Origin of the sequence: Rhizobium sp. PL01 (assembly GCF_033447125.1) — a bacterium.
Lineage (GTDB): Bacteria > Pseudomonadota > Alphaproteobacteria > Rhizobiales > Rhizobiaceae > Pararhizobium.
In genome coordinates, this window is the sequence record NZ_JAWQUM010000015.1 from 21,035 (window position 1) to 45,727 (window position 24,693).

The window sequence follows — 24,693 nt, forward strand, 5'->3', positions numbered from 1 at the left end:
GCGCGCCGGCCGCGCATGGGCAGATGAGAATGACAAATTCACGCAGGAGACTGAGAAGACTCCAATCTTCAGAAGAGACAAGAATTCGGATTGAAATATCCTATCCGGGGGGATAGGTATTTCACATGGAAGAACATCGTCACGAGACTCACCCGGACATTGTCAAGCGGCTCAGAAGGGCCGAAGGGCACCTGAAAAGCGTTGTCGCCATGATCGAAGATGGCAGGCCCTGTATCGACATCGCCCAGCAACTTCATGCTGTCGAAAAGGCGATCGCCAATGCCAAGCGCACATTGATCCAGGATCATCTCGACCATTGTCTCGAAGACATGACCGGAGCCATGTCGCGGGAGCAGCGCCATTCCATCGACGAGTTCAAGGCAATCACAAAATACCTCTGAGGGAAGAGATCGCGGCATGCTGGATGTCCTGAAAAACCGTACCTATCGCCATCTCTTTTTTGCCCAGGTGATAGCCCTTCTCGGGACGGGGCTTGCAACCGTGGCTCTTGGTTTGCAGGCCTATGAACTCGCTGACGGAAATGCGGGGGCGGTGCTTGGCACGGCTCTGGCAATCAAGATGATCGCCTATGTGGTGGTCGCTCCGATCGCGACCGCTTTTACAGAACAGTTTCCACGGCGGGCGATGCTGGTGACGCTTGATCTCGTGCGAGCGGGCGTTGCGCTCTGTCTGCCCTTCATTACCGGGGTCTGGCAGGCCTACCTGCTCATTTTCGTGCTGCAGGCTGCCTCGGCCGCGTTCACGCCGACCTTTCAGGCCACCATTCCGGATGTGCTTCCTGATGAGGACGACTATACCAACGCACTGTCTCTGTCCCGTCTCGCCTACGATCTGGAAAAGGTCGGAAGTCCTTTGCTGGCCGCTGCCTTGCTCACTTTGGTGAGCTATCACGATCTCTATCTCGGCACGGTCGTCGGGTTTCTTGCATCGGCCTGCCTAGTGGTGTCGGTGCTACTTCCCGATCCCAAGCCAGCAGAGCGGCGTAGCATTTATGACCGGACGACGCGTGGCCTGCGGCTCTATCTGACCGTGCCGCGTTTGAGGGGCCTGATGGCGCTGAATCTTGCTGTTGCCGCTGGCGGTTCGATGGTCTTCGTCAACACGGTGGTCTTGGTGCAGAGCACCTATGGGCTGGGTGAACGTTACACCGCATTTGCCCTTGCTGCCTTCGGTCTCGGATCCATGCTGGCGGCACTGTCGCTTCCGCGCCTCTTAAAAGCAGTACCGGACCGCCCGGTCATGCTTGCCGGCACGGCTGTTCTCGTGGCGGCCCTGCTGATCGGACTAATGTTGCCTTCCTATCCGGCGCTGATCGCACTCTGGGCGATCATAGGGATCGGATACTCTCTCGTCCTGACCCCTTCTGGCCGTATCCTGCGGAAGTCCGCGGCCCCGGAAATGCGGCCAGCACTTTTCGCTGCGCAGTTCGCCCTGTCGCATGGCTGCTGGTTGATTACCTATCCGTTGGCCGGATGGATGGGGGCAACAATCGGTTTGCCTGCAACGTTCGCACTGCTGGCCGTGTTGACGGGCCTTGGAGCCATTGCGGCGATCCGGCTCTGGCCCGCCGAAGACATGGACGACCATCATGTCCATCATGGTTTGAACCCGTCTCATCCTCATCTGGTGGGCGCCACAAAGGTACAAGGCGGTTATCGCCATGCCCACGCGCATGCCAAGGATCAGCATCACAGGTGACAGGATATCTGGTTTCTTCCTGAAAGTGCTGGCTTGGTGATCAACCGGAGTATCCCACCGCGGTCATCAGCCTGAAGGCCGTGCGGCTGCCGCAAAAGCCGGCGGCTTGAGAGGTCTGACCATCACCTTTGGAACAGGTGATGGTCAGTTTTCTGCCGATAGCCGAAATGGTTGCCGCGCAGAATCCTCAGGACGCGGTGTCTGAAACCGGCTCTTTACCCTTTTTGCCGAAGTAGTGGTGGGATATGTTTTGATTGTTGCTGATGATGTGGGCAGCCATTTCGGGATCGCCGCCCGCAAACGTTTCAGGGTCGGCGCCGCATAGGAATAAAAACAGCTGCTGGTTTGCGACTGCAGCAAAGTACTGATGGTCGGCTTCGTGCTGCAAGCCCGCTGAATGCAGCTCCTCGGTGGCTTGGCTGATGGCATCCTCAATAGCTTTGTGAATGTTTTCCATCATTCCTTGCTGGGATCGGACGATTATGTCGCCGATTTTCCGTTCAGCGGGAGTGGGGATCGGGCAGCTCTCAGTCATTAATCGAATCTCCAAGATAAATGTAAATTAGTCAATTAGTTAGCCGCAAGATCGTGTGATGAAATTATGGCCGATTTGGGCCGTTCGCAGTCCAGTTTCCTTTCAAGCGGGAGGGCCTGACCGCACGACATCGCCACCTGTTCTTCCCTCTTGCCAAGCCTATGGCTCAGGTCTAAATCTCCTCCTGCTCTAACGGGGTGCCGGTCGTTCTTTGGGATGTCCGGCTGAGAGGCTTTTCGAAGCCAACCCGAAGAACCTGATCCGGTTTGTACCGGCGGAGGGATTAGACGGCACATTCCAGCGCCCTATTCCCAATTTATGGATTTATAAGGAGGCGCTGATGCGCAAGGCAATCATTCCAGCACTCGTGGCCATGGCCGCATTCGCCACACCGTTTTCCGCTTCGGCCGAGGACAAGGTGCTGACCGTCTATACCTATGAGAGCTTCACCAGCGAATGGGGCCCCGGCGCCAAGGTCGCGGAAGCGTTCGAAAAGACCTGTGGCTGCAAGGTTTCCTATGTCAGCGTCGCCGATGGCGTCGAGCTTTTGACCCGGTTGAAGCTCGAAGGAGCGTCGTCGAAGGCCGATATCGTACTTGGCCTCGATACCAACCTTGTCTCCGAAGCCAAGGCCACCGGTTTCTTTGCGCCGCACGGCGTCGATACGTCCGCCGTCAAGGTTCCCGGCGGCTTCACCGACGATACCTTCGTTCCCTATGACTACGGCCATTTCGCCGTCATCTACGACACGCAGACTATGAAGGAACCGCCGAAAAGCCTGAAGGAGCTGGTCGAGGGTGACCCGAACCAGAAGATCGTCATCGAGGATCCGCGCACGTCGACGCCGGGCCTTGGCCTGCTGCTGTGGGTCAAGTCGGTTTATGGCGATCAGGCCGGTGCCGCCTGGGCGAAGCTGAAGGGTCGCGTCCTGACTGTCACCCCCGGCTGGTCGGAAGCGTACGGCCTGTTCACCAAGGGTGAAGCGCCGATGGTTCTGTCCTATACGACGTCGCCCGCCTATCACATGGTGGCCGAAGGCACCGACCGCTATCAGGCGGCTTCCTTCTCCGAAGGCCATTACATCCAGATCGAAGTGGCCGGCATGACCAAGGCTGCCAAGGATCCGGCGCTGGCCAAGCAGTTCCTCTCCTTCGTGACCGGTCCGGAATTCCAGTCGATCATTCCGACGACCAACTGGATGATGCCCGTTGCCGCCACCAAAGAACCGTTGCCGGAGGCTTTCGGCAAACTGGTGACGCCGGAAAAGACCTTCCTGATGTCGTCGGACGAGGTTGCCGCCAACCGCAAGGCCTGGATCGACGAATGGCTGGCCGCCATGAGTAAGAACTGAGCCGTTCTTGATCGGCCGCATTGAACGACGTTTGACGCTTGCCGCCGGGGCGCTTTGCCTCGGCGGTATCGCGTTGTTCGTTTGCCTTGCGGCCGCGGCCCTTCTGGCCTTTGACGAGCCGGGCTCCGCGAATGACGCCGTCCTGTTCGATGACTATGTCTGGCGTGTCGCCCGCTTCACGCTGTTGCAGGCCTCGCTTTCGACCGTTCTCTCCATTTTTTTTGCCATCCCAGTTGCTCGGGCGCTGGCGCGGCAGGTGGCCTTTCCCGGCCGCGTCTGGATCATCCGGCTGATGGCGCTGCCACTGGGGCTGCCAGCACTGGTGGCAGCGCTTGGGCTGATCGGCATCTGGGGGCGGCAAGGTGTGCTCAATACCGCGCTTGTCGCCATCGGCCTCGATCAGCCGGTGAGTATCTACGGCCTCTCGGGCATTCTTATCGCCCATGTGTTCTTCAACATGCCGCTGGCCGCCCGGCTGATGCTCGGCGGGCTGGAGCGCATTCCCGGTGAATACTGGCTGGTCGGGGCCAATCTCGGCATGCGGCCGGTTTCGATTTTCCGCTTCATCGAATGGCCGGTAATCCGGGGGCTATTGCCGGGCATTGCCGGGCTGATCTTCATGCTCTGTGCCACCAGTTTCACGCTGGTGCTGACGCTTGGTGGCGGGCCGGCGGCGAGTACGATCGAAGTGGCGATCTATCAGGCGCTGCGGTTTGATTTTGATCCGCCACGGGCCATTGCGCTGGGATTCCTGCAGATTTCGGTGACGGCAGCGCTGCTGATTGCCATCCGCTTGCTGATACCGGCTTCCGACGAAGGCCATGGCGGCGGGCGCATGGTGCGCCGTTTCGATGGCCGTGACGGGTTTGGCCGGGCTGGCGACGGGCTGGTGATCGCGCTTGCGGTTCTGTTTCTTGCCCTGCCGCTCGGCTCCGTCGTGTCTTCCGGGCTACGCTCAGACCTTGTCCGGCTTGCCAACGATCCGATGGTGCAGCGGGCCTTACTGACCAGTGTTGTCATCGCGCTGGTGTCTGGTCTGCTCTGCGTTTTCTCGGCAGCGCTGATGATCCGGGCGCGGCAGGCCGCACTGTCGCCCAGGCGGCCGCTTGCGGTTCATCGCGGGTTGGCCGCCGGGATTTCGGCAAGCGCATCGCTGGTGCTTCTGGTGCCGCCCGTCGTCCTGGGGGCGGGCTGGTTCCTGCTGTTGCGGCCGCTTGGCGATGTCGCCCGTTTTGCGCCGCTGCTGGTCATCCTGATCAACACGCTGATGGCGCTTCCCTTTGTTTATCGCGTGCTGGAGCCGGCGATGGCCACGCATACGGCCCGTACGGCGAAGCTTGCAATGAGCCTCGGTCTTGGCGGCTGGCATCGTCTGCGGCTGATCGACTGGCCGGGGTTGCGCCGGCCGTTGCTGATGGCGCTGTCTTTTGCCTGCGCCTTGTCGCTGGGTGATCTCGGCGCCGTGGCGCTGTTCGGTTCGCAGGATATGGTGACGTTGCCCTGGCTATTGTACAGCCGCATGGCCGGTTACCGCTCGACTGATGCGGCGGGGCTGGCCCTCTTTCTCGGCCTTGTCTGCCTGGTGCTGACGATCGCCGGTACGCCGCGGGCAGGGGCCGATCATCAGAGGAGAAAAGATGTCACCGCTTGAAACGGATATCGCCATTCGCCTCAGCGGCGTGCATGTGCAATTCGGTGAAACCGCGCTTGATTTCGATTGCGCCATTGGCAAGGGGCAGATCGTCGCCGTGACCGGCGCATCCGGTTCCGGCAAATCGACGCTGCTCAACGTGATTGCCGGGTTCGAGACGCCGGATGCGGGCAAGGTCGAAATTCTCGGGGAAGATGTGGCTGGCCGTGACCCTGCCGAGCGGCCTGTGTCAGTGATCTTCCAGGAGCACAATCTGTTTGCCCATCTCGACGTCGCCACCAATATCGGTCTCGGTATCGATCCGGCGCTGCAGCTGGGCGTCAAGGAGAAGGCCAAAATTGCTGCTGCGCTGATGCGGGTCGGGCTTGAGGGTTTCGGCAAGCGCCTGCCGCCGACCCTGTCCGGCGGCGAACGGCAGCGGGTGGCACTGGCCAGAGCGCTGGTGCGCCGCAAGCCGATCCTGCTTCTCGACGAGCCTTTCGCGGCGCTGGATCCGGGCCTGCGTGCCGGCATGGCTAACCTTCTGCTCGACCTGCACCGGCAAGAGGGCCATACGATCCTGATCATCACCCATCATTCAGATGATGTCCGGCTGCTGGCAGACAGCGTGGTTTTCCTCGATGAGGGGCGCGTCCTATTGCATGAACCGACGACCCGGTTTCTCGATCATAATGATATCCCGGCCGTCGCCCGGTTTCTCGGCCGGTGAGCATCGTGTGCGATGCTTTTGCCACAATTTGAACGACAGCCTGTGCGACGGCGCTTTTGCTATCCGCGCGGTCATAATGGCACGTGCGTTGCCGGGATATCACGGGGGAACTATTTCTATGGGTGTATGCTAGGCACGCATGGCGCGAATAGGCTACAGCAGGTCATTGCCGTTAGCGTCGCCAGACCTATTTATACGGCTGTAAAGAATACTGAATTTGCACGCGGGCAAACATTGAAACGGTTTGCACGGCTGGCCTGAAGACTGGAAACGAGTTGAGGCAATGAGCAGGACGACAGGCAAGCAGATGCGGGATCCGGCAACACGCTCGGGTGTGTCCGCGCGCGCTGTCGTGGCGCTCATCGGAAGCCTGTTCCTATCCGGCTGCCAGTCGGTGATTGAGCAGACTTATGAGCCCAAGGTCTCGCCGTCCTCCAATCCGCAGATCGTCGAGGAAGTCCAGAAGAACGATCCGCGCGCCCAGGTCGGTGCCCGCGAGCATCCGCGCATCGTTGCGAGCTATGGTGGCGAGTATCAGGACGAAAAGACCGAACGCCTTGTCGCCCGCATCACCGGCGCGCTGACGGCGGTCTCGGAAAACCCGAACCAGTCCTACCGCATCACTATTCTCAATTCCCCGGCCATCAATGCCTTTGCACTGCCGGGCGGCTATCTCTATGTGACGCGCGGCCTGTTGGCGCTTGCCAACGACGCCTCGGAAGTTGCAGCCGTGCTCTCGCACGAGATGGCCCACGTCACTGCCAACCACGGCATTGAGCGGCAGCAGCGCGAAGAAGCGGAAGTCATCGCCAGCCGCGTCGTTTCCGAAGTGCTGTCGAGCGATCTTGCCGGCAAGCAGGCCTTGGCGCGTGGCAAGCTGCGTCTCGCGGCATTCTCGCGCAATCAGGAATTGCAGGCTGACGTGATCGGCGTGCGCATGCTCGGCGAAGCCGGCTATGATCCCTATGCGGCGGCGCGCTTCCTCGATTCAATGGCGGCCTATAGCCGCTTCTCCTCGGTCGATCCCGACAGCGACCAGAGCCTGGACTTCCTGTCGAGCCATCCGAGCGCGCCGCAGCGCGTCGATCTCGCCCGCCGCCATGCCCGTGCGTTCGGCGCAGAAGGCACCGTCGGCGATCGCGGCCGCGACTATTATCTCGCCGGCATCGACGGCCTGCTCTACGGCGATAGCCCACAGGAGGGCTATGTCCGCGGCCAGACCTTCCTGCATGGCAAGCTCGGCATCCGCTTCGATGTGCCCGCCGGTTTCCAGATCGACAACAAGGCCGAGGCTGTGCTGGCGACTGGGCCTAACGAGACGGCGGTTCGTTTCGACGGTGTCGCCGACGACCGGAAGCGTAGCCTGACCGACTATATCGGCAGCGGCTGGGTGACCGGCCTGCAGCCGGAGACGATCCATGCCGTCACCATCAACGGTCTCGAGGCCGCAACGGCCCGCGCATCCGCTGAGCGCTGGGATTTCGACGTGACCGTGATCCGCATCGACACGCAGATCTATCGCTTCCTGACGGCGGTGCCGAAGGGTGCGACGAGCCTGGAGCCGACGGCTGATGTCCTGCGGGCTTCCTTCCGCCGTATGACACCGCAGGAAGCCGCTGCCCTGAAGCCGCTGCGCATCCGCGTCGTAACTGTCAAATCGGCCGACACACTGGCCACGCTCTCTGCCCGGATGATGAGCACCGACCGCAAGCTCGATCTCTTCCGCCTGATCAACGCCATGCAGGTGACCTCGACGGTGAAGGCCGGCGATAAGGTGAAGATCATTTCGGAATAGGGTGGGCTTGGAGCGTTTTCGGATTGGGGGCGGGCGGTTCCTGATCTGGAATGGAAAGCCCGTCAGTAGTCGACCAGGACGAGCGATCCATCCACCCCGAATTGTGGTTGCACGCCGAGCAATGCGCCCGCGCGACCGATAATTTCCTTGATCATCGGGGCGGCCGTCGATGCTGCCGTGCGCCCTCCGTTCTCTCCCGTCTTCGGTGCGTCGACGATCGAGAGGACGACATATCTGGGCTTGTCCATCGGGAAGCCAGCAACAAAGGCGTTGAAGTTGATATCGCTGGCATATCGGCCATTGATGACTTTGTCGGCCGTTCCGGTTTTGCCGCCGACATTGAAACCGGCGACCTGCGCATTGCGGCCGGAGCCTTTCGTTCCGTTCCAGTTGAAGAGGTAGCGCATATCGGTGCTGGTCTTTTCCTTCACAACCGTGCGGGCGATTGCGTTCGCCTCGTCGCGTGACCGGGGAAGAAACGTCGGCGCGATCAGGTTCCCGCCGTTGAGAAGCGAGGCGGCTGCAACAGCGGTCTGCAACGGCGTCGTCGCTACTCCGTGGCCGAAGGAGATGGTCACCGCGTTGATCTTCTTCCAGGTCCTCGGCTGCGTTGGCGTCGCCACACCCGGCATTTCAGTTTCCATTTTGGATAGCAGCCCGAGTCTGGTGAGAAATTCCTGATGCCCTTCGATACCGACCATATCGGCCACTGCCGCCGTGCCAATGTTCGATGAATATTGGAAGACCTCGAGGATCGAGAGGGGGCGGTTTTTGCCCTTGAAATCCTTGATCGTAAATCCGCCCATGCGGATGGGACGGGATGCATCGACAACGGAATCGAGGGTGATCTTTTCGGCGTCGAGACCCATGGCCAGGGTAAAACTCTTGAACGTCGATCCCATCTCGAACGTCGCGTTGCTCATGCGGTTGAACCACCCCTTTTCATATTCCTTGTCGATGCTGCCGTCGGGCAACGTCCGGGAGGGTTCGTTCGGGTCGTAATCGGGCACTGAAGCCATGGCGAGGACTTCGCCGGTTTCCATGTCGAGAACCACGGCTCCGGCGGCTTCCGCCTGATAGTTTTCCATGGCTCTTGCCGCCACATCGCGGACGATGTGCTGAACGCGAAGGTCGATCGAGAGTTTTACGGGTTCCAGCGGCACATCGCTTGTGAGGCCGGCGGCCCGCAAATCCGCCAGTCCCTGCTGGTCGATATACCGTTCCATCCCGGCAAGACCCTGGTTGTCGACGTTCACATGGCCAAGAATATGGGACGCGGTGGGGCCGCCGGGATAGAAGCGCCGGTTTTCCGGCCGGAAGCCGATGCCGGGAATGCCGAGCGCCAGGATGTCCGATTGCTGGCGCGGGGTGAGCTGCCGTCTCAGCCACTGGAACGCCGAGCCGGATTTCAGCTTGTTGTGGGTACCGCTCCAGTCGAGATTGGGAATAACGGTCGCGAGTTTTTCGACCACTTCATCGGCATCGACGATCCGGCGCGGCTCGGCATAAAGCGACATGGTTCTGAGATCAGTTGCGAGCAGTTGTCCGTTGCGATCGACGATATCCGGCCGGGAGGCAACCGCGCTGGCGTTGTCGCTGATCGATGCGGCCGCGATGGGTTCAGCGAGGCCGTATTGAACAAGACGCCCGAGGGTCACAAGGAAGATCACGGCAAACCCTGCGATCAGGATGCCAAGCCTCTGCCGCGTATCAATTCGGCGCTTGCCGGAGCCGATGAAAGCGCTGTCTTTTTGCGCGCTTTTGCTTGCTACCTTGAAATGTGCACGGCTCCGGAGCCGGATGACAAAGGCAATCATTCCGAACGCCCCCCACGCCACGCCGGTGACGCCGCCCCAGAAGGGCTCTATGGCCGTCGGGGTGAAAGGTGCACGCAGTTGGAGTGGAAGCCAATCAAAGAGTGGGCGGATGGCCTCAGATGATTAAAGTTGAATTAATATACATTTAAAGTTGAGGTGAATTGCTTGGGTCGTCGTTAACGTTTGCTTTCGATGGCGCGCATCGCGGCCTCCGCGAACAGTTCAACCCTCGGCATTCGACCGATGTCACGACGTCCGGCGAGCGATCCGTGCTCCGCTGATGCCCATCATGCCTCTGGCTTCGTAAAATGCCTTCTTGTGCTCGTACATCAGGGCGTCGGCGCGCTGGATGAGGGATTCCATGGATTCGCCCTGTTCGCTTGTCGCGACGCCGAAGGACATGGTGAGGGGAGCGCTTGAGTAGAACTGGTTGTTGATCTTCAGGAGCTCGTTGATCGTCTCCATGATGGCGCCCGCCGCCTTGTTGTCTGCCCCCGGCATCAGGACGGCGAACTCGTCGCCGCCGATGCGGGCGGCGTGGTTGGGCTGCGAGACGGCGCCATTCAGGATTTCACCGAACCGCCGCAACAGGGCATCACCAGCATCGTGACCAAGTTGGTCATTTGCCTCTTTCAGTCCGTTGAGATCGATGATGATCGCCGAAACCGGGCGCAGCGACTTCCGCTCCAACCGGTTGATTTCGTCGGCGTAGAAGGCGCGGTTATAGAGCTTCGTCAGCACGTCATGCTTGCCGAGATATTCGAGATAGGCTTCGGCCTTTTTGCGCGCCGTAATGTCGGTCAGGGCGACCTGAACGCGGGACCAGTGGTTTTCGTGACCGGGAAAGACCGAAAAATGCAAAAGTATGTGCCGTTCGGAGCCGTCCAGCGCATAGTTGATGACTTCGCGGTGGTGGAAGAGGTTTCCATTCCAAAGCTCAATCAGCTGTTCGCGAAACGGCTTTTCCATATCGCCACGGAAGATATCGCTTAAGCGCTGAAGCAACGTCATGCGATCGGGAGCGCAGAAGAGGTCAAGCGTCGCCTGGTTGACGTCGATGACGCGGATTTCGCTCATGCACTGGGTGACAAATTCCGGGTGGACATCCATGAATGTCCTGAAGTCAGTGATGCCGCGCGCGCGGATATCCTCGATCAAAGCCTTGATACGGCTGAAATCCTCGATCCAGAGCGACACCGGTGAGTGTTCGAAGATGCCTTCGGCGTATAGTCTGTGAGTGATTTCTGCCCGGCGCGCATCCTCCCGCATGGTGATGTCTTCCGTGGTCAGAAGCACCTTACCGAGCGAACTTTCGTGACCCGGCATGACCGCGCCGCGAAGCTGGATATCGAGACGGCGTCCGGAGAGCGTGTAGTTGACGGTGGTGCTGGAAAACTCGAGCTTTCCGTCAAAAAGGTCGGCCAGTTCGTTGATGTGGGTTTCGAGCATGTCGTCTCGAAAGATTTGCGCTACGCCGGCCCGGAGCTGATCGACGTCACCGGCCTCGAAAAGCTCAAGCGTCTTCCTGTTGACATCCAACACCCGGATTCGCCTGGAGCATTCGGCGATGCGCAAGACATCGTCCCGCAAGAAGGCGCGAATGTCGGTGACGCCTTCCGATCGCCAGATATCGAAAAGCGCTTTGACCTCACTGAAATCCTCGATCCACATGGCAATCGGCGCAAGGTTGAAGACGCCGGAATCGATTGTCTCTTGCATACTGCCACCTGAAAACGAGCTGAGAACAACATGCGCCACCGGCGCAAACACCGCATATTCGCAGTATTAGCTGTGAAAGGTAAACCGCAGCTTGATTGCCGTGGGACAGCATCAGGAAACTGACATGGTTGTTTCGGGGCAAGACGCACGAAAACCGGACGAAGCTTTCCGTCCGGTTTGATGCCCATCAACTTGCTGTCAGTGCCGCATCGCCAGCACCGGGGCTTCTGCCACAAGGGCGATCTTGAGCTTTTCCAGTGCGCGGGTTTCGATCTGGCGGACGCGTTCCTTGGAGATGCCGAGGTCGGTGCCGAGTTCTTCCAGCGTGGCGCTGTCTTCCGAGAGGCGGCGGGCGCGGATGATCTTCATCTCGCGCTCGTTCAGTTGGCACAGCGCATGGCTAAGCCATGTGCGGCGGCGTTCGCTGTCGATCATCTCGGAGACCTGCTCGTCCGGCAGCGGTGCGTCGCAGGCAAGAAGGTCGAGGCGCTCGCCGCCGTCGGATTCACCCGACGAGGAGATCGGCGCCTGCAGCGAGGCGTCATTGCCGGACAGGCGTGCATCCATTGTCTGCACATCGGCAAGGCTGACGCCGAGCGCCACGGCGATTTCCTCATGCACGGCACGCGCTGTCAGTTGACGATCGCCTTGGGCAAGCTTGGCGCGCAGGCGGCGCAGATTGAAAAACAGCGCTTTCTGCGCCGAGGAGGTACCGCCGCGCACGATCGACCAATTGCGCAGCACATAATCCTGCATCGAGGCGCGGATCCACCAGCTGGCATAGGTCGAGAAACGGACTTCGCGGCTCGGTTCAAAGCGGGCGGCTGCTTCCAGAAGGCCGATGTGCCCCTCCTGAACGAGATCGCTCATCGGCAGGCCGAAATTGCGGAACTTGGAGGCCATGGAAATCACCAGCCGCATATGGGCCATGGCGATCTTGTTGCGGGCGTCCTGATCGTGGTGGTCCTTCCAGGCCAGCGCAAGCGCGTGCTCCTCATCCCGCTCGAGATAGGGTGCCGCCATGGCGATCTTGATCATCCGCCTGTCTGCTGAGAGATTTTTCATCGGCTACTCCATGACGGGCACAAGGGCGTGCCGCTGAACGATAGGTCGATAGGTGTTTCGGGATTTCCGCTGCCTGGAACTTGACCAGAATTCGAACCGCCCTACTTCCCGTTAAGATCCGGGGCCGGAAGAAGAGGCCGCGGCAGCCCTGATTTGTGCGAGTGCACATATCCGGACGTTCTCAAACGCGCGGCCGATCAAAAGGTTCCATGACGCGCTGCTGTATTCTGCGGCGGTGGGCGTTTATCTGCGTTTGTGTCTCTGTCGCGGGCCGCGGGGCTGCCGGAGGCGGCTGTCTGCCGGATCGAATCACCTCCACGGCCACGCCACGACCAAAAAAGAGAAAGTCATCCGGGTGTTAGAGGCGCGGCGGGTGCCAAAACTTGTGCGCCGCGATGAAAGCCGCTTGCCGGAAAAGTTAAAAAAGCGTTAACTTTCGATGGTTGTCCCCATAAGTTGCCTGTGAGTTAGTTAAAGACAGGGCTTGGACGGGATTCCTGTTTGTCCGGCACGGGTCTAGAGTCGCGTTATGAAAACATTGTCAATCGAGGTGCGTCCGGGCGAGCCGAGGGACGCCATGTCCATCTCGGATGTGCACCGCGTCTCGTGGCTGCAGGCCTATGGCGGCCTCATTCCACACAAGCCGCTGACCCAGATGGTTCACCGGCGCGATCATGCGTGGTGGCGCAAAGCCACGCGCGGACCCTCGACGCTGCTCGTCGTCGAAGTTGCCGGGGTGATCGCCGGCTACGCGACGCTTGGCCTTAATAGGTCGCGGTCCCTGCCGCAGGAAGGCGAGGTCTACGAGATTTACCTGCGCCCGGAATATCAGGGCATCGGACTCGGCCGCATCCTGTTTGGTGAAGCCAAGAGCCTGCTGAAATCGCTGGGCTGCCAGGGTCTTGTCGTCTGGGCCCTGGAAGACAGCCACCATGCCGACCGCTTCTTTCGCATGGCTGGCGGCCGCGATAGCTGCGAGGGCATGGAAGATTTCGGCGAAAAGAACCTCAAGAAAATCGGCTACATCTGGGATTGATATCCCGGGATAGGTCAAGGCTGCGGGAATGAATGGACAGGGTCCGTTGCGAGCGGGCCGCGTGTCCCGTGGAAAGCGGCTTTATCCTCCTCGCAGGTGAAGATTTCCGCCTGCCTGTCGGCTATCTGGCGTGCCAAAAGATTGGGTTTGTCATTTGACAGGGCATCGACATAGCCGACGACACAGCCAGTTCCATCCTTTCCGGCAACTTTCGAGATGACGAGGACCTGCCCCGTATCAGTGGGGGCGGGACCCGGTTCCATGGGGCCGGAGTTGGAAATATACCAGCGCTGGATGGCGGCAAAAGGCTTGCCGGCGTTATCAAGCCGCCATTCTATCTTCCGGCCGGTATAGTTGAACGGTCCGAAGGTTTCGTACGTCCCGTCAATATAGGCGGCGTTGACCCGGCCGTAGAGAACAGCTTGCCGCAGGTCACCTTCCTTGTAGTAGACCGGGTGGTCCGCGTAGCCCTTGCACATCAAGATGACGCCGCCGCCCGGTTCGTCACCGGCTGACAGCTTTTTGCAATGATCGGTGTCGAGGTCGGTATAGACGCTGTCGTTGGCCTGGGCAGCCAGAGGCGTTGTCATCAAAAGGGGTAGGCATGCGAGAATGCCGGCGCGCTTTTTCATGGAGGCTCCTTGTTCGCGGGAACGTCGCAAAGTCGTATAACATCCGTCTAAACGTCGCATTTTTGGAGCTAAAACGAAAGTAATGTTGCGCTGCGTCATGTTTCCCGTTATCGGACTTGCCATCCGAAAAACGCGCCCTTGGGGGAAAACTCATGCGTATTGATGCAATTTCGATTGGAAAGAATCCGCCGGAAGATATCAACGTCATCGTCGAGGTTCCGGTTGGCGGTCATCCGATCAAGTATGAAATGGACAAGGAAGCCGGCACGCTGGTGGTTGACCGTTTCCTCTATACGCCGATGACCTATCCGGGCAATTACGGCTTTGTGCCGCATACGCTGTCGGAAGACGGCGACCCGATCGATGTTCTGATCGCCTCGACACGTCCGCTGGTTCCGGGCTGCGTCATCAACGTGCGGCCGATCGGCGTGCTGATGATGGAAGACAATTCCGGCAAGGACGAAAAGATCGTCGCCGTGCCGAACTATCACCTGACCAAGCGCTACGACAAGGTGAAGGACTACACCGACCTGCCGGAAATCACCCTGCAGCAGATCGAGCACTTCTTCGAGCACTACAAGGATCTGGAGCCTGGCAAATGGGTGAAGATCTATGGCTGGAAGGATGTCACCGTTGCCCAGCAGCTGATCCTGGAAGCGGTCGAACGCGCCAAGGCAGAAAAGTAACAGCCACGGCTGCAAGCCTTAGGGCCTCAAAAGAAAACCTCCGGATCAGGCTGATCCGGAGGTTTTTTGTTTTCGACGATCCAAGCTTTGAGCCCGAAGGCTTATCGGCGTTTAGCTGAGCAAGGCCGCAGCAACGGTCGTGTTGAGGAAATACCAGAGGAAATAGAGGATGACCAAAACCACCAGCGGCGACAGGTCGACGCCGCCCATGTTGGGCAGGATATTGCGAATCGGCCGGTAGAGCGGTTCCGTCAGCTGGTAGAGCGAGCGGCCGATCATGTTGATGGCATTGTTGTTCACGTTGATGACGTTGAAAGCGTAAAGCCAGGAAAAAATGGCCGAGGCGATAACCAGGAACCACGCAATGTTGATGATGAAATTCAGGGTCGCAATGACAGCAAGCATGCCGGTCTCCAATTCGTTGTTGACAGACATGTAGACATTGACGACTAAACCGGCAAGTCCGCGCTTTCGCGATGGGCCAAACATGTTTAATACGGCGGGATAGCCTGCCGTTGTTCGGAAAGATCGCCGCATGTCCGTCCTTCAGGGTGCTGACCGGTTCGCCGCGTTCCGGCATGTCTCCTACGCCCGATTCTTCTTCGCCCGTTTTCTCGCGTCCTTCGCCATCCAGATCATCAGCGTCTCGGTGGGATGGCAGATGTACGAGCAGACGCAGAACACACTGTATCTCGGCCTGATCGGCCTTTTCCAGTTCCTGCCGTCGCTGCTGCTCATCCTGATTACGGGATCGGTGGCCGACCGCCATTCGCGGCGGATGATCGTTTCAATCTGCATGATCATCAGCGCGTTCTGCGCGGCGGCCCTGCTCGGTCTGACGATTGCCGACGCTTTTTCACCGTGGCCGGTGTTTGCCATCCTCATCGTCTTCGGCATCGAGCGTGCCTTCATGGCACCCGCTGTGCAGTCGCTGGCGCCAAATCTCGTTCCGGCCAAGGATCTGGCGAACGCCATCGCCTGGAATTCGTCGTCCTGGCAAACGGCTGCTATTCTCGGGCCGGTGGCCGGCGGTCTGCTCTATGGGCTCAGTGCCCTCGTTGCCTATTCCGTGGCGCTGGTCTTTCTTGTTCTTTCGTCCATTCTCATCTTCCTGATCGAGAAGCCGGCGCAGCACAGTCTCAGCGAGCCGCGTGACTGGACCTCGGTTCTGGCCGGGTTCAGGTTCATCCGTACGGAAAAGATCGTGCTGGGTGCTATCTCGCTCGACCTGTTTGCCGTGTTGCTGGGTGGTGCCGTGGCACTGATGCCGGTGTTTGCCAGTGAAATTCTTGTGCTCGGACCGCTCGGCCTTGGCTTGTTGCGTGCGGCACCCGGTATCGGCGCCATCTGTGTGGCGGTAACGCTGGCCGCCTACCCGATCCGTCACAATGCCGGCAGGCTGATGTTTGCAGGTGTGGCGCTGTTCGGTCTGGGCACCGTGATTTTCGGCCTGTCCAAGGTCGCCTGGCTGTCGATCATGGCGCTGATGCTGATGGGTGGGGCCGACATGATCTCGGTCTATGTGCGCGAAACGCTGATTGCGCTGTGGACGCCTGACGCCGTGCGCGGCCGCGTCAATGCGGTCAACATGGTGTTTGTCGGCGCGTCCAACGAACTTGGCGAATTCCGCGCCGGGACGATGGCGCATTTTATCGGTGCGGTTCCAGCCGTCGTCATCGGCGGTGTGGGCACGCTTGCCGTTGCCGTTATCTGGGCACTCGGTTTCCCGCAATTGCGCAAGATCGATTCGCTCGATGCGCCAGACCGCAAGGCCTAACCGTCAGAGAACGGCCTTCTCACCCTGCCGCTGGAAGATATGGGTGAGAAACTGGTCCATCCAGGCGCGCAGCGGCGCATCAAAGTCCATGCGGCCTTCCAGATGGGCGCGGCCAACCTGGGCTCCGGGCAGTTCGAACCGGTGCGCGCCGTGCACGACCCAGCGATGCATCATCACCCGGGTCAATTCTCCATGAAACTGGATGCCCCAGGCATTTTCGCCGTAGCGGAAGGCCTGGTTGGGATAGGTGCCGCCGGAGGCGAGCAGTTCGGCGCCAGCCGGTAGGTCAAAGCCTTCGCGGTGGAACTGGTAGACCATCGATGGCCATTCCATCAGGGCGCGGCCCTTTTCGGTGGTATGCAACGGGTACCAGCCGATTTCCGTCTGGCCCTCATGATGCGGGCCGACCACGCCGCCGAGATGACGCACCAGCATCTGGGCACCAAGGCAGATGCCGAGGAAAGGCTTGTTTTCAGTAAGCGGCACGGAGAGCCAGTCGATTTCGCGGCGGATATAGTCCTCGTCGTCATTGGCGCTCATCGGTCCGCCGAAGACAACGGCGCCGGCATGCTGTTCCAGCGTTGCAGGCAAGGGGTCGCCCAGCACCGGACGGCGGATATCGAGGCTCAGCCCCTTTTCCAGCAAGAGATGCCCGACACGGCCGGGGCTGGAGCGTTCCTGATGCAGGATGATCAGGACCGGTTTGCCGGTGTTGCGCTTGTAGTAAGTACTGTCGTCGAAAAGCATGTCACTTTTCCTGGTGCGCGGTTGCTTCCTCCACGACGTCGAGCTTGGCGACCACCTCCTGCCGCTTGATAATTCTGTCTCTCCCGGAGACGCCGAGCAGATCGGCGATCCGCCAGATCACATGATCCTCCATCTCGCTGCGCTTGCCATCGGCGTAGGCAATCTCCCACAGCATGCCGATCAGGTCTATCCGTTGCTCCTCGGAATAATGCCGCTTGATGTCGGAGGTGAAGCGGAAGAAGTCGATGGCCTGGCTTTCCGCGGTCTCGCCGGCAACGATCAACGCGCCGAGCGATGCATCATCCAGTTGGTAATGGTCCTTGACCATTGCGCGTATTTTCTTGCGCTCTTTCTCGTGGACCTCGCCATCGGCTTCCATCACCTGGATGCAGAGCGCCGCGATGGCAATACGGGGGTCACCCGGCTCGATGGCAGGGGCGCCGCTGCCTGTCAGGCTGTCGATGAAATGTCGAAATCTGTCAAACATGGTTTTCCGTTAAAAATCGGGTTTCTTTAAAACAGACGGAATGTGCTTTTTTCCAATGGCTTGGTGCTGTCGTCCCGGACGCCGGGATCATCCGGCGGACGCCCGAAAAACGGCTCGACGATTTTTTCCTCGGCTTTGACTTTTTCTTCGGTTTTGACGGAAGCTGGTTTCGGCTCGGCCTTCACCGTCTGCGGAATAATAACAGATTCCGAAGGGGCAGGAACGGCAATCGTCTTGACGACGGTTTCCGCGGGTTTTTCCTCAGCCTCGATTACCCGCGCAGGTGCAGGCTTGGGCTCGGCGCGTTCAGGCTGCCGCACCGGCTCCGGGCGCTGGTGGACAATGGCCACCGGCGGCAGGCTGCGGATTGCCGCGTCTGCAGAATCAGGCGTGCCGTCCTCGATCGGGCCAGCGATCTGGGCGACCGGCTGTTTCCATTCGAACGCATCGAGGCGGCCGCTGACCGGCGAGACCGGCAGCCATTCCGGCGCTGTCACGCCATCCGCAGTCCAGGCCGGATCGCGCGGGCTTTTCAGCGCCTGGTTCATCCAGTGACGGATGCGGCCGTCATCATTGGTATCAGCCTCCTCGATATCGGCAAGCAGCAGAAAGATGCTTTCGCTCGGCTGGATACGGGCGGCGGCTTCCGCCTTGGAACGGGCAAGTGGCAGTTCACGGGCTTCGAGCGCGGCTTCGGCGACTGCTGCGAGCGCAACCGGATTGTTGGGCCGCAGAGCTTCAAGCTTGTTGGCGCGCTTCAGCCTGTCGGTGGCCGAATCGCCGCTGCGGGCGCGGACATAGAGCTTGGCGACCTCCGGATGCGGGTCCTGCTTCCAGAGCTTTTCCAGAATGGCAGCGCCCTTGCGCAGGTTATCCTCGCGAAACAGCGCCTTGGCGGCGATCAGGCCGGCGGGGACCAGATCTTCCGCCAGTTTCAAAGCTGCCTGCGCATCGTCACGGGCGCCCTTCGGATCGGATTCCAACTTTTCCGCGGCTCGGGCCGTCAAGAGAACGGCCTTCTTGCGGTCAGCTTCCTTACGTTCAATGACATGCGCCGTGCGGCTCTGGTCGAGCAGGCGGATTGCTTCATCCCACTGGCCTGTCTGGCTGCGATAATCGAGCGCGGCCAGCGTTGCCCAAGGCAGGTGCGGGGCCTTGTCGGCGGCCCGTTCGGCATATTGCCGGGCGGCTTCGTTGGCGCCCAGCCGCTTGGCTTCGAGATAGAGACCGCGCAGGCCGAGTTCGCGGGTTTCCGGATCGTCAGCCATCAACTCGAACTTTTTGCGGGCGTCGTCGTATTTGCCTTCGATCAGTGCCGTCTGCGCTTCGAGCAGATGGATCAGCGGTTCCTGGTCAGCGCTGAGCAGCGCATGGGTGCGGGCCGTCATCTTGCGGGCAAGCGCGCTGTCACCTGCGCCGGCGGCGATCAGGCCGGTCGAAAGGGCCTGATAGCCGCGATCCCGCTTGCGGGCGCGAAAATAGCGGGAGATCGAATGGGGCGAAAGCCAGACGACACGGATGAACCAGACAACAAGCAGAATGGCGGCGACCAGCGAGGCGAGCAGCGTCGCTGCCACCATCAGGCTCATCTCGATGCGTTGGCCCTGCCAGATCAGCGACAGTTCGCCGGGACGATCGGCCAGCCAGGCAAAACCTGCGCCAAGGGCAAGGACGATGAGAACATAGAACAGAATACGGATCATGAACTCTTCCTTAGCCCTGGTTGGCCGTCATGGCGCCGGCAACGGTGGCGTCGATCAGACCCTCGACGCGGATGCGCTGGTCCAGTTTCGTCTTGAATTGGGCGCCGGCCAGCTTTGCGGGCTCCGGCAAGGTGTCCCATTCGAGGCTTGCGCCCTTCAGGTCGCCATTGGTCAGCTTGTCCTCGATACGGGCGACGACGGCTTCCGGGCCTTCGCCCTCGACGCTGCCGACGGGCCGGACGCGGATGGCCGAGGAGGCGCTGTCCATCAGGCGGGAGAAAACACCCTGATTGGGATCGCTGTGCTGGGTCGCCTCCAGCATCGCATCGGCAACGGCCGGGAAATCGCGAACCAGATCAGCCCGCGGGGCAATACCGGTCTTGGCGTCATCCGCAAGGCCGGTGACGGCCGGGTCGGTGGCGGCGATGCTCTTCAGTGCATCCAGCTCGGCCAGGAACGGTCCGCCGCGATCGATCGCGGTCTTCAGGGCAGTCACGGCCACGGCGCGAGCCAGCTGCACGTCGCTTGCCGGTTCGTCGATCTTCTTTTCGGCGGCGTCAAGACGGGTCGAAAGCTCTGATTTCGCGGCTTCTGCCGATTGCTGCGCATCAGTCAGTGCAGATTTCAGAGTGGCGATCTCGCCCGTCAGGTTGGTGATCTGGGCGTCGAGGCCGGAGACATCGGCCGCTGCGCCATTTCCGGCTTCTGCGGTCTTCTTCTCCAGCTCGGCGATGCGGGTTTCAAGTGGGCCGAGATCGGCGGTCGCCGCCGGTACCGGAGCTGCGGCCAGCTGCGCCTTGAGGGCTTCGATATCGCTGGCAAGGCTTTGTTCCATGGCTGTATTGCTACCGCCCGGGCCAAGCGAAGGCATGATGCCGGCATATTGCAGGCCACCGGCGCCAAGAAGGGCAATGAGGCCACCGAGAATACCGGCGGCAAAGGCGCCCGAATTGGAGGTACGGTGCTGGGCGGGATAGATAGGCCTGACCGGTTCTTCGGCGGCAGTTGCTGCCGATGTCGGCTCCTCGGCAAAGGCGGCGGACGCGGCTTCGGCGCGCGTATCCTCGTCCTCTGCAGGCGATGCTGCGATGGTGTCTGCTTTTGCAGCATCGAACGCTTCGGGGATGTCGGCGCGCACCACGTCATCGGCTTCGCCCGCCCGGATTTCCGCGGCGTCGCCGATTTCGGCGTTTGCCTCAGCGGCACCGGTCTTTGCGTCGTCCACGGCAGCCGGATTGGCGTCCAGATCGATGGTCAACGGCTCCTGATCGGATTTCGAGCGGCGCGGAGGATTTTCCGGTCCCATGATGATCTCTTCCCGTTATCGCATGAACTTAAGGCACTGTCTTAAACCTAGACACGGAGTGGGGATAGGGAAAGCCCCCAAGCGACAATTCCTTGACCAAGCGATGATCAAGGCCCGCCGCTGGACGGATCAGAGCAGCGCCAGAAGGGCGTCTTCGCTGGGTTCTGCAGCGACAGAAACTGGCCCGAAACCAGCGGGTACGGCGTCTGCGACATGATCGCTCAGGCAGATCAGCCGTGCGCCCGAAAGTGCGCGTGCCATCACTGGGGAAAGCAGGGCAAAGAAATGCCGCGCGGTTTCGTGAGAGTAGAGAAGAACCGTGTCCGGAAGATGTGGACTGAGCAGGGTTTCGACCGTTTCCGCCGGATGGGCGATGGCCGCCATCCGGTAGGTTTCGGCGGTGTCGCAGGCAATGCCTGCGGCTTTCAAACCGGCCTCGAAAGCGGGAGATCGCGGCCAGCCGGCGAAATAGACGAGGCCATCTTCAAGATTTGCGGAGGCGGCCGTGATGATCTTTGCCAGAGCTTCGCCAGTGCCTGTCCCGGTGACGATCGACTGGAAGCCGATTTTCCGGGTTGCTTCAGCGGTTGCCGGGCCAACGCAGTAGACGGGGGTCTGTAAATGCGGTGCCAGCTCCACCCTATACGGCATCAATGCGCGGATCGCCTCGGCGCTGGTTACGGCAATGGCGCTGTGGGGGCGGGCGAGCGCCGCGAGAGCTGCCTGCGGCTGATGGCTGGCTTCCATCACGGGCAGAACGGCGACCTCGTGCCCCATCGCCTGGAGCCTTGCTGCTGTTGCCGCCGCCGAAGGTTGCGGCCGGGTAACAAGAATGCGCATGGGCTCAGGCCCAGCTCGAAAAGAAATCCGGTCCTGCATCGAGGCGGATATCGTCGCCGGCCTTGGCGCCGAGCCGCTCGGCATCAGACGCCTTGCCCTCGGTCGTCACGCGAAAATAATCGCTGCCGTCCGGGGTCAGCACCATGCCGGAAAAGCGGATGGTGTCGCCATCGGAAACCGCATAGCCGGCAATCGGCGTGCGGCAGGAGCCGTCGAGCGTGGCGAGGAACGCCCGTTCGCAGGTCACGGCTTCATGGGTTCTCAGGTGATTGACGGCTTCGAGCAGTGCATTGACCTTGTCATCGCCGATGCGGCTCTCGATACAGATGGCACCCTGCGCCGGTGCGGGCGGGAAGATTTCCGGATCAAGAATTTCGGTCGGCACGTTGTCCTTGCCGAGACGCTTCAGGCCGGCGAAGGCGAGCAGAGTGGCATCGACCTGGCCTTCCGCCAGCTTCCTTAGCCGGGTATCGACCAGGCCGCGATAGGTAATGACGTTGATATCCGGGCGCAGGCGCTTGATCAGTGCCTGACGGCGCAGCGAGGAAGAGCCGATGGTGGCACCCTCTGGCAAATCGAGCAGCTTTGCAGCCGTGCGGCCGACAAAGGCATCGCGGGCGTCTTCGCGCGGCAGATAGGCCGAGAGATACAGCCCGGTTGGCAGCTTGGTCGGCATGTCCTTGGAAGAATGCACGGCAAAATCCAGCCCGCCGGAGGTCAGCATATCCTCCAGTTCCTGGGTGAAAAGTCCCTTGCCGCCGATCTCAGACAGCGAGCGGTCGGTGATCCGGTCGCCCATGGTCGACAGCACGACGATCTCGAACATTTCGGGTGGCAGGCCATGCGCCGCCATCAGCCGGTCCCGTGTTTCATGGGCCTGCGCCAGTGCCAGCGGGCTGCCCCGCGTGCCGATCCGGAAAGGTTTTGTTTGCATCCACTGCGATCCGTTGTTACCGGAGTTCCGTGTATCCGCCTTTCCCCGCGACCGCAATGTTCGAGTAAACCTGCCCATGTCCGCCCGCCTGCGTATCCTCGGTATCGAAACTAGCTGCGACGAGACCGCCGCCTCCGTTGTCTTGCGCGACGAAAACGGCCATGGCGAGATCCTTGGCGACGTGGTTCTGAGCCAGTTGGAAGAGCATAGCGCCTATGGTGGCGTCGTGCCGGAGATCGCCGCGCGCGCCCATGTCGAGGCGCTGGACACGCTGATCGAGGAAGCGCTTTTGCGCGCCGGTGTCACGCTTGCAGATATCGATGCGATCGCTGCCACCAGCGGTCCCGGCTTGATTGGCGGCTTGTTGGTCGGCTTGATGACCGGCAAGGCGATGGCGCGCGCCTCGGGCAAACCGCTCTATGCGGTCAACCATCTGGAAGGCCATGCGCTGACGGCGCGGCTGACCGACGGGCTCGCCTTTCCCTACCTGATGCTGCTGGTTTCCGGCGGTCACACACAGCTGATCCTCGTCAAGGGCGTTGGCGCCTACGAGCGTTGGGGCACGACGATCGACGATGCGCTCGGCGAAGCCTTCGACAAGACTGCGAAGCTGCTCGGTCTGCCCTATCCGGGTGGCCCGGCCGTCGAACGTGCGGCAAAAGGTGGCAACCCGGACCGGTTTTCCTTTCCGCGCCCGCTGGTCGGCGAAGCGCGGCTCGATTTTTCATTTTCCGGCCTGAAAACGGCCGTTCGTCAGGCCGCGCAGTCGATCGCGCCGGTGACAGAGCAGGACATTGCCGATATCTGCGCGTCTTTCCAGAAGGCAATTTCGCGCACTTTGAAGGACCGTATCGGCCGGGGGCTTGCGCGTTTCAAGGAGCAGTTTTCCGGCACGGTCGAGCATCCGGCGCTGGTCGTCGCTGGCGGGGTTGCGGCCAACCAGGCGCTGCGGGCAACGTTGCAGGAACTCTGCGACAAGAATGGTTTTCGCTTCATCGCGCCGCCTTTGCAGCTGTGCACCGACAATGCGGCGATGATTGCCTGGGCAGGCGCCGAGCGTATGGCGGCGGGATTGCCGGCTGATGACCTCGATGTCGCGCCACGTTCGCGCTGGCCGCTGGATGCGGATGCGAAGGCCCTGATCGGTTTTGGCAAGCGGGGAGCAAAAGCGTGATGGCAGACGCTGTAAAGACGGATCGTATAGTCGTTGTCGGGTCTGGCGCATTCGGAACGGCGCTGGCTGCGGTTGCGGCTGCATCCGGCAAGGTGCCGGTGATGCTGCTTGCCCGCCGCGAAAGCGTTGTCGAGGAATTCAAGCAGACCGGCCGCAACGACAGCGCGTTGCCAGGCATCGATCTGCCGGAAACATTGGTCGTTTCCGATGATCCGACCGTCCTCAAGGGAGCCGGTATCGTCCTCTTCGCCATGCCGTCGCAGGCGCAGCGCGAGGCTGGCCGGTCGTTGCATGGTTTTATCGGCAAGGGTGCCGACGTGGTGATCTGTGCCAAGGGCATGGAGCGCGCCAGCGGCCGGTTGCTGACCGATGTGGTCGAAGAAGAGCTGCATCTGCAGAATGTCGCCGTTTTGTCCGGTCCGGGCTTTGCCGCCGATATTGCCAAGGGCCTGCCGACGGCGATGGTGATTGCGGCCGGTAGCATCGAGCGCGCCGCGGTTCTGGCAGAGGCGCTGTCCAGCACGACCTTTCGTCTCTATCCGTCCGCCGACCGGATTGGCGTCCAGCTTGGCGGCGCCTTGAAGAACGTGCTGGCGATCGCCTGCGGTATCGTCGAAGGGGCCGGTCTTGGCGATTCTGCCCGGGCGGCGCTGATTTCCCGTGGACTGGCCGAAATGTCGCGCTTCGTTGCGGCGCGTGGCGGCGAGGCCGATACGGTGCGCGGGCTGTCGGGTCTTGGCGATCTGGTGCTGACGGCAACCAGCCATCAGTCGCGCAATCTGCGCTATGGCATCGCGCTTGGCCAAAGCGGCAGCGCCAAAGGGCACTCGGGCGAGCTGGTCGAAGGCGCGTTTGCAGCCTCGGTTGCTGCCGAAGTCGCCAGAACGCTCAATGTCGATATGCCGGTGACCGAAGCGGTGGCTGCGATCATCGACGGAAAAATGGATGTGAGAACGGCGCTGGAACAGCTGATGTCCCGGCCGATCACGCAGGAATAAATCAACTCAAGG

23 protein-coding genes and 1 riboswitch are annotated in these 24,693 nt (G+C 60.8%); of the genes, 11 read left to right on the top strand and 12 right to left on the bottom strand.

The genetic code is table 11. From position 1 onward, the window contains the following. Positions 1 to 125 precede the first annotated feature (125 nt). Positions 126 to 401, top strand: a complete 276-nt coding sequence (locus R6X40_RS27775) for a metal-sensing transcriptional repressor (RefSeq protein WP_318417990.1) — start codon at positions 126 to 128, stop codon at positions 399 to 401. A gap of 16 nt (positions 402 to 417) precedes the next feature. Then, entirely contained in the window at positions 418 to 1,719 is a 1,302-nt protein-coding gene (locus tag R6X40_RS27780; RefSeq protein WP_318417991.1) for an MFS transporter, read from the top strand. A 187-nt stretch (positions 1,720 to 1,906) separates the two neighbouring features. Here the strand turns inward: R6X40_RS27780 and R6X40_RS27785 are convergent, their stop codons facing one another. Further along, positions 1,907 to 2,254: a hypothetical protein gene (locus R6X40_RS27785; RefSeq protein ID WP_318417992.1), complete on the bottom strand. Its 348-nt coding sequence runs from the start codon at positions 2,252 to 2,254 to the stop codon at positions 1,907 to 1,909. Between the two features lie 183 nt (positions 2,255 to 2,437). Beyond that, positions 2,438 to 2,554: riboswitch (TPP riboswitch) on the top strand. 73 nt (positions 2,555 to 2,627) lie between these two features. Between R6X40_RS27785 and thiB the strand changes: the two genes are divergently transcribed. From thiB to R6X40_RS27805, 4 genes are all read left to right on the top strand, one after another. After that, entirely contained in the window at positions 2,628 to 3,605 is a 978-nt protein-coding gene (gene thiB / locus R6X40_RS27790; RefSeq protein WP_412178479.1) for a thiamine ABC transporter substrate binding subunit, read from the top strand. 7 nt (positions 3,606 to 3,612) lie between these two features. Next, positions 3,613 to 5,256 carry a thiamine/thiamine pyrophosphate ABC transporter permease ThiP gene (gene thiP / locus R6X40_RS27795; protein WP_318417994.1) on the top strand — a complete coding sequence of 548 codons (1,644 nt, stop codon included), beginning with the start codon at positions 3,613 to 3,615 and terminating at the stop codon, positions 5,254 to 5,256. Then, positions 5,243 to 5,965 carry an ATP-binding cassette domain-containing protein gene (locus R6X40_RS27800; protein WP_318417996.1) on the top strand — a complete coding sequence of 241 codons (723 nt, stop codon included), beginning with the start codon at positions 5,243 to 5,245 and terminating at the stop codon, positions 5,963 to 5,965. Before thiP ends, R6X40_RS27800 begins: the two co-directional genes overlap by 14 nt. Positions 5,966 to 6,272: 307 nt before the next feature. After that, positions 6,273 to 7,760, top strand: a complete 1,488-nt coding sequence (locus R6X40_RS27805) for a M48 family metalloprotease (protein ID WP_318418213.1) — start codon at positions 6,273 to 6,275, stop codon at positions 7,758 to 7,760. 62 nt (positions 7,761 to 7,822) lie between these two features. Here the strand turns inward: R6X40_RS27805 and R6X40_RS27810 are convergent, their stop codons facing one another. The 3 genes from R6X40_RS27810 to R6X40_RS27820 all read right to left on the bottom strand — a co-directional run bounded on the left by R6X40_RS27810 (position 7,823) and on the right by R6X40_RS27820 (position 12,361). Continuing rightward, positions 7,823 to 9,577 carry a penicillin-binding protein 2 gene (locus R6X40_RS27810; protein WP_318417998.1) on the bottom strand — a complete coding sequence of 585 codons (1,755 nt, stop codon included), beginning with the start codon at positions 9,575 to 9,577 and terminating at the stop codon, positions 7,823 to 7,825. Positions 9,578 to 9,823: 246 nt separating this feature from the next. Next, positions 9,824 to 11,296 carry a diguanylate cyclase domain-containing protein gene (locus tag R6X40_RS27815; protein ID WP_318417999.1) on the bottom strand — a complete coding sequence of 491 codons (1,473 nt, stop codon included), beginning with the start codon at positions 11,294 to 11,296 and terminating at the stop codon, positions 9,824 to 9,826. Positions 11,297 to 11,494: 198 nt separating this feature from the next. Then, a complete protein-coding gene (locus tag R6X40_RS27820) occupies positions 11,495 to 12,361 on the bottom strand; it encodes an RNA polymerase factor sigma-32 (RefSeq protein WP_318418001.1) in 867 nt (288 codons plus the stop codon). 529 nt (positions 12,362 to 12,890) lie between these two features. Between R6X40_RS27820 and R6X40_RS27825 the strand changes: the two genes are divergently transcribed. Beyond that, the gene (locus R6X40_RS27825; protein ID WP_318418002.1) at positions 12,891 to 13,397 is read left to right on the top strand and encodes a GNAT family N-acetyltransferase; all 507 of its coding nucleotides are present in this window, start codon (positions 12,891 to 12,893) and stop codon (positions 13,395 to 13,397) included. A 14-nt stretch (positions 13,398 to 13,411) separates the two neighbouring features. Here the strand turns inward: R6X40_RS27825 and R6X40_RS27830 are convergent, their stop codons facing one another. Continuing rightward, complete coding sequence (locus R6X40_RS27830; protein ID WP_318418004.1) at positions 13,412 to 14,029, bottom strand: hypothetical protein; 618 nt, start codon at positions 14,027 to 14,029, stop codon at positions 13,412 to 13,414. A 152-nt stretch (positions 14,030 to 14,181) separates the two neighbouring features. Here R6X40_RS27830 and ppa point away from each other — a divergent pair, with 152 nt between their 5' ends. Continuing rightward, positions 14,182 to 14,715, top strand: a complete 534-nt coding sequence (gene ppa, locus R6X40_RS27835) for an inorganic diphosphatase (protein WP_318418005.1) — start codon at positions 14,182 to 14,184, stop codon at positions 14,713 to 14,715. Positions 14,716 to 14,826: 111 nt separating this feature from the next. Here ppa and R6X40_RS27840 read toward each other — a convergent pair whose 3' ends face one another. After that, positions 14,827 to 15,120 (bottom strand): YggT family protein, encoded by a 294-nt coding sequence (locus R6X40_RS27840; protein ID WP_112834609.1) that lies wholly within the window; start codon positions 15,118 to 15,120, stop codon positions 14,827 to 14,829. A 130-nt stretch (positions 15,121 to 15,250) separates the two neighbouring features. Here R6X40_RS27840 and R6X40_RS27845 point away from each other — a divergent pair, with 130 nt between their 5' ends. Further along, positions 15,251 to 16,492, top strand: a complete 1,242-nt coding sequence (locus tag R6X40_RS27845) for an MFS transporter (protein ID WP_318418007.1) — start codon at positions 15,251 to 15,253, stop codon at positions 16,490 to 16,492. Between the two features lie 3 nt (positions 16,493 to 16,495). Here R6X40_RS27845 and R6X40_RS27850 read toward each other — a convergent pair whose 3' ends face one another. The 6 genes from R6X40_RS27850 to hemC all read right to left on the bottom strand — a co-directional run bounded on the left by R6X40_RS27850 (position 16,496) and on the right by hemC (position 22,509). Beyond that, a complete protein-coding gene (locus R6X40_RS27850) occupies positions 16,496 to 17,239 on the bottom strand; it encodes a glutamine amidotransferase (protein WP_318418008.1) in 744 nt (247 codons plus the stop codon). Between the two features lies 1 nt (position 17,240). Next, entirely contained in the window at positions 17,241 to 17,726 is a 486-nt protein-coding gene (locus R6X40_RS27855) for a TerB family tellurite resistance protein (RefSeq protein WP_318418010.1), read from the bottom strand. A gap of 26 nt (positions 17,727 to 17,752) precedes the next feature. Beyond that, positions 17,753 to 19,429: a heme biosynthesis protein HemY gene (locus tag R6X40_RS27860; RefSeq protein ID WP_318418011.1), complete on the bottom strand. Its 1,677-nt coding sequence runs from the start codon at positions 19,427 to 19,429 to the stop codon at positions 17,753 to 17,755. 10 nt (positions 19,430 to 19,439) lie between these two features. Continuing rightward, positions 19,440 to 20,735 (bottom strand): hypothetical protein, encoded by a 1,296-nt coding sequence (locus tag R6X40_RS27865; RefSeq protein ID WP_318418012.1) that lies wholly within the window; start codon positions 20,733 to 20,735, stop codon positions 19,440 to 19,442. Positions 20,736 to 20,864: 129 nt separating this feature from the next. After that, on the bottom strand, positions 20,865 to 21,575 hold the full coding sequence (locus tag R6X40_RS27870) for a uroporphyrinogen-III synthase (RefSeq protein WP_318418014.1): 711 nt from the start codon (positions 21,573 to 21,575) through the stop codon (positions 20,865 to 20,867). Positions 21,576 to 21,579: 4 nt separating this feature from the next. Next, on the bottom strand, positions 21,580 to 22,509 hold the full coding sequence (hemC, locus tag R6X40_RS27875; RefSeq protein WP_318418016.1) for a hydroxymethylbilane synthase: 930 nt from the start codon (positions 22,507 to 22,509) through the stop codon (positions 21,580 to 21,582). 76 nt (positions 22,510 to 22,585) lie between these two features. Here hemC and tsaD point away from each other — a divergent pair, with 76 nt between their 5' ends. Both tsaD and R6X40_RS27885 read left to right on the top strand, forming a co-directional pair. Beyond that, positions 22,586 to 23,683, top strand: a complete 1,098-nt coding sequence (gene tsaD / locus R6X40_RS27880; RefSeq protein ID WP_318418017.1) for a tRNA (adenosine(37)-N6)-threonylcarbamoyltransferase complex transferase subunit TsaD — start codon at positions 22,586 to 22,588, stop codon at positions 23,681 to 23,683. Then, a complete protein-coding gene (locus R6X40_RS27885) occupies positions 23,683 to 24,681 on the top strand; it encodes an NAD(P)H-dependent glycerol-3-phosphate dehydrogenase (protein ID WP_318418018.1) in 999 nt (332 codons plus the stop codon). Before tsaD ends, R6X40_RS27885 begins: the two co-directional genes overlap by 1 nt. Positions 24,682 to 24,693 lie beyond the last annotated feature (12 nt).

What these genes read in the sequence shown, in the direction of transcription:
- R6X40_RS27775 (WP_318417990.1), top strand. Translation starts at nt 126, where the DNA reads ATGGAAGAACATCGTCACGAGACTCACCCGGACATTGTCAAGCGGCTC.
- R6X40_RS27780 (WP_318417991.1), top strand. Translation starts at nt 418, where the DNA reads ATGCTGGATGTCCTGAAAAACCGTACCTATCGCCATCTCTTTTTTGCC.
- R6X40_RS27785 (WP_318417992.1), bottom strand. Translation starts at nt 2,254, where the DNA reads ATGACTGAGAGCTGCCCGATCCCCACTCCCGCTGAACGGAAAATCGGC.
- thiB (WP_412178479.1), top strand. Translation starts at nt 2,628, where the DNA reads ATGGCCGCATTCGCCACACCGTTTTCCGCTTCGGCCGAGGACAAGGTG.
- R6X40_RS27800 (WP_318417996.1), top strand. Translation starts at nt 5,243, where the DNA reads ATGTCACCGCTTGAAACGGATATCGCCATTCGCCTCAGCGGCGTGCAT.
- R6X40_RS27805 (WP_318418213.1), top strand. Translation starts at nt 6,273, where the DNA reads ATGCGGGATCCGGCAACACGCTCGGGTGTGTCCGCGCGCGCTGTCGTG.
- R6X40_RS27810 (WP_318417998.1), bottom strand. Translation starts at nt 9,577, where the DNA reads ATGATTGCCTTTGTCATCCGGCTCCGGAGCCGTGCACATTTCAAGGTA.
- R6X40_RS27815 (WP_318417999.1), bottom strand. Translation starts at nt 11,296, where the DNA reads ATGCAAGAGACAATCGATTCCGGCGTCTTCAACCTTGCGCCGATTGCC.
- R6X40_RS27820 (WP_318418001.1), bottom strand. Translation starts at nt 12,361, where the DNA reads ATGAAAAATCTCTCAGCAGACAGGCGGATGATCAAGATCGCCATGGCG.
- R6X40_RS27825 (WP_318418002.1), top strand. Translation starts at nt 12,891, where the DNA reads ATGAAAACATTGTCAATCGAGGTGCGTCCGGGCGAGCCGAGGGACGCC.
- R6X40_RS27830 (WP_318418004.1), bottom strand. Translation starts at nt 14,029, where the DNA reads ATGAAAAAGCGCGCCGGCATTCTCGCATGCCTACCCCTTTTGATGACA.
- ppa (WP_318418005.1), top strand. Translation starts at nt 14,182, where the DNA reads ATGCGTATTGATGCAATTTCGATTGGAAAGAATCCGCCGGAAGATATC.
- R6X40_RS27840 (WP_112834609.1), bottom strand. Translation starts at nt 15,120, where the DNA reads ATGCTTGCTGTCATTGCGACCCTGAATTTCATCATCAACATTGCGTGG.
- R6X40_RS27845 (WP_318418007.1), top strand. Translation starts at nt 15,251, where the DNA reads ATGTCCGTCCTTCAGGGTGCTGACCGGTTCGCCGCGTTCCGGCATGTC.
- R6X40_RS27850 (WP_318418008.1), bottom strand. Translation starts at nt 17,239, where the DNA reads ATGCTTTTCGACGACAGTACTTACTACAAGCGCAACACCGGCAAACCG.
- R6X40_RS27855 (WP_318418010.1), bottom strand. Translation starts at nt 17,726, where the DNA reads ATGTTTGACAGATTTCGACATTTCATCGACAGCCTGACAGGCAGCGGC.
- R6X40_RS27860 (WP_318418011.1), bottom strand. Translation starts at nt 19,429, where the DNA reads ATGATCCGTATTCTGTTCTATGTTCTCATCGTCCTTGCCCTTGGCGCA.
- R6X40_RS27865 (WP_318418012.1), bottom strand. Translation starts at nt 20,735, where the DNA reads ATGGGACCGGAAAATCCTCCGCGCCGCTCGAAATCCGATCAGGAGCCG.
- R6X40_RS27870 (WP_318418014.1), bottom strand. Translation starts at nt 21,575, where the DNA reads ATGCGCATTCTTGTTACCCGGCCGCAACCTTCGGCGGCGGCAACAGCA.
- hemC (WP_318418016.1), bottom strand. Translation starts at nt 22,509, where the DNA reads ATGCAAACAAAACCTTTCCGGATCGGCACGCGGGGCAGCCCGCTGGCA.
- tsaD (WP_318418017.1), top strand. Translation starts at nt 22,586, where the DNA reads ATGTCCGCCCGCCTGCGTATCCTCGGTATCGAAACTAGCTGCGACGAG.
- R6X40_RS27885 (WP_318418018.1), top strand. Translation starts at nt 23,683, where the DNA reads ATGGCAGACGCTGTAAAGACGGATCGTATAGTCGTTGTCGGGTCTGGC.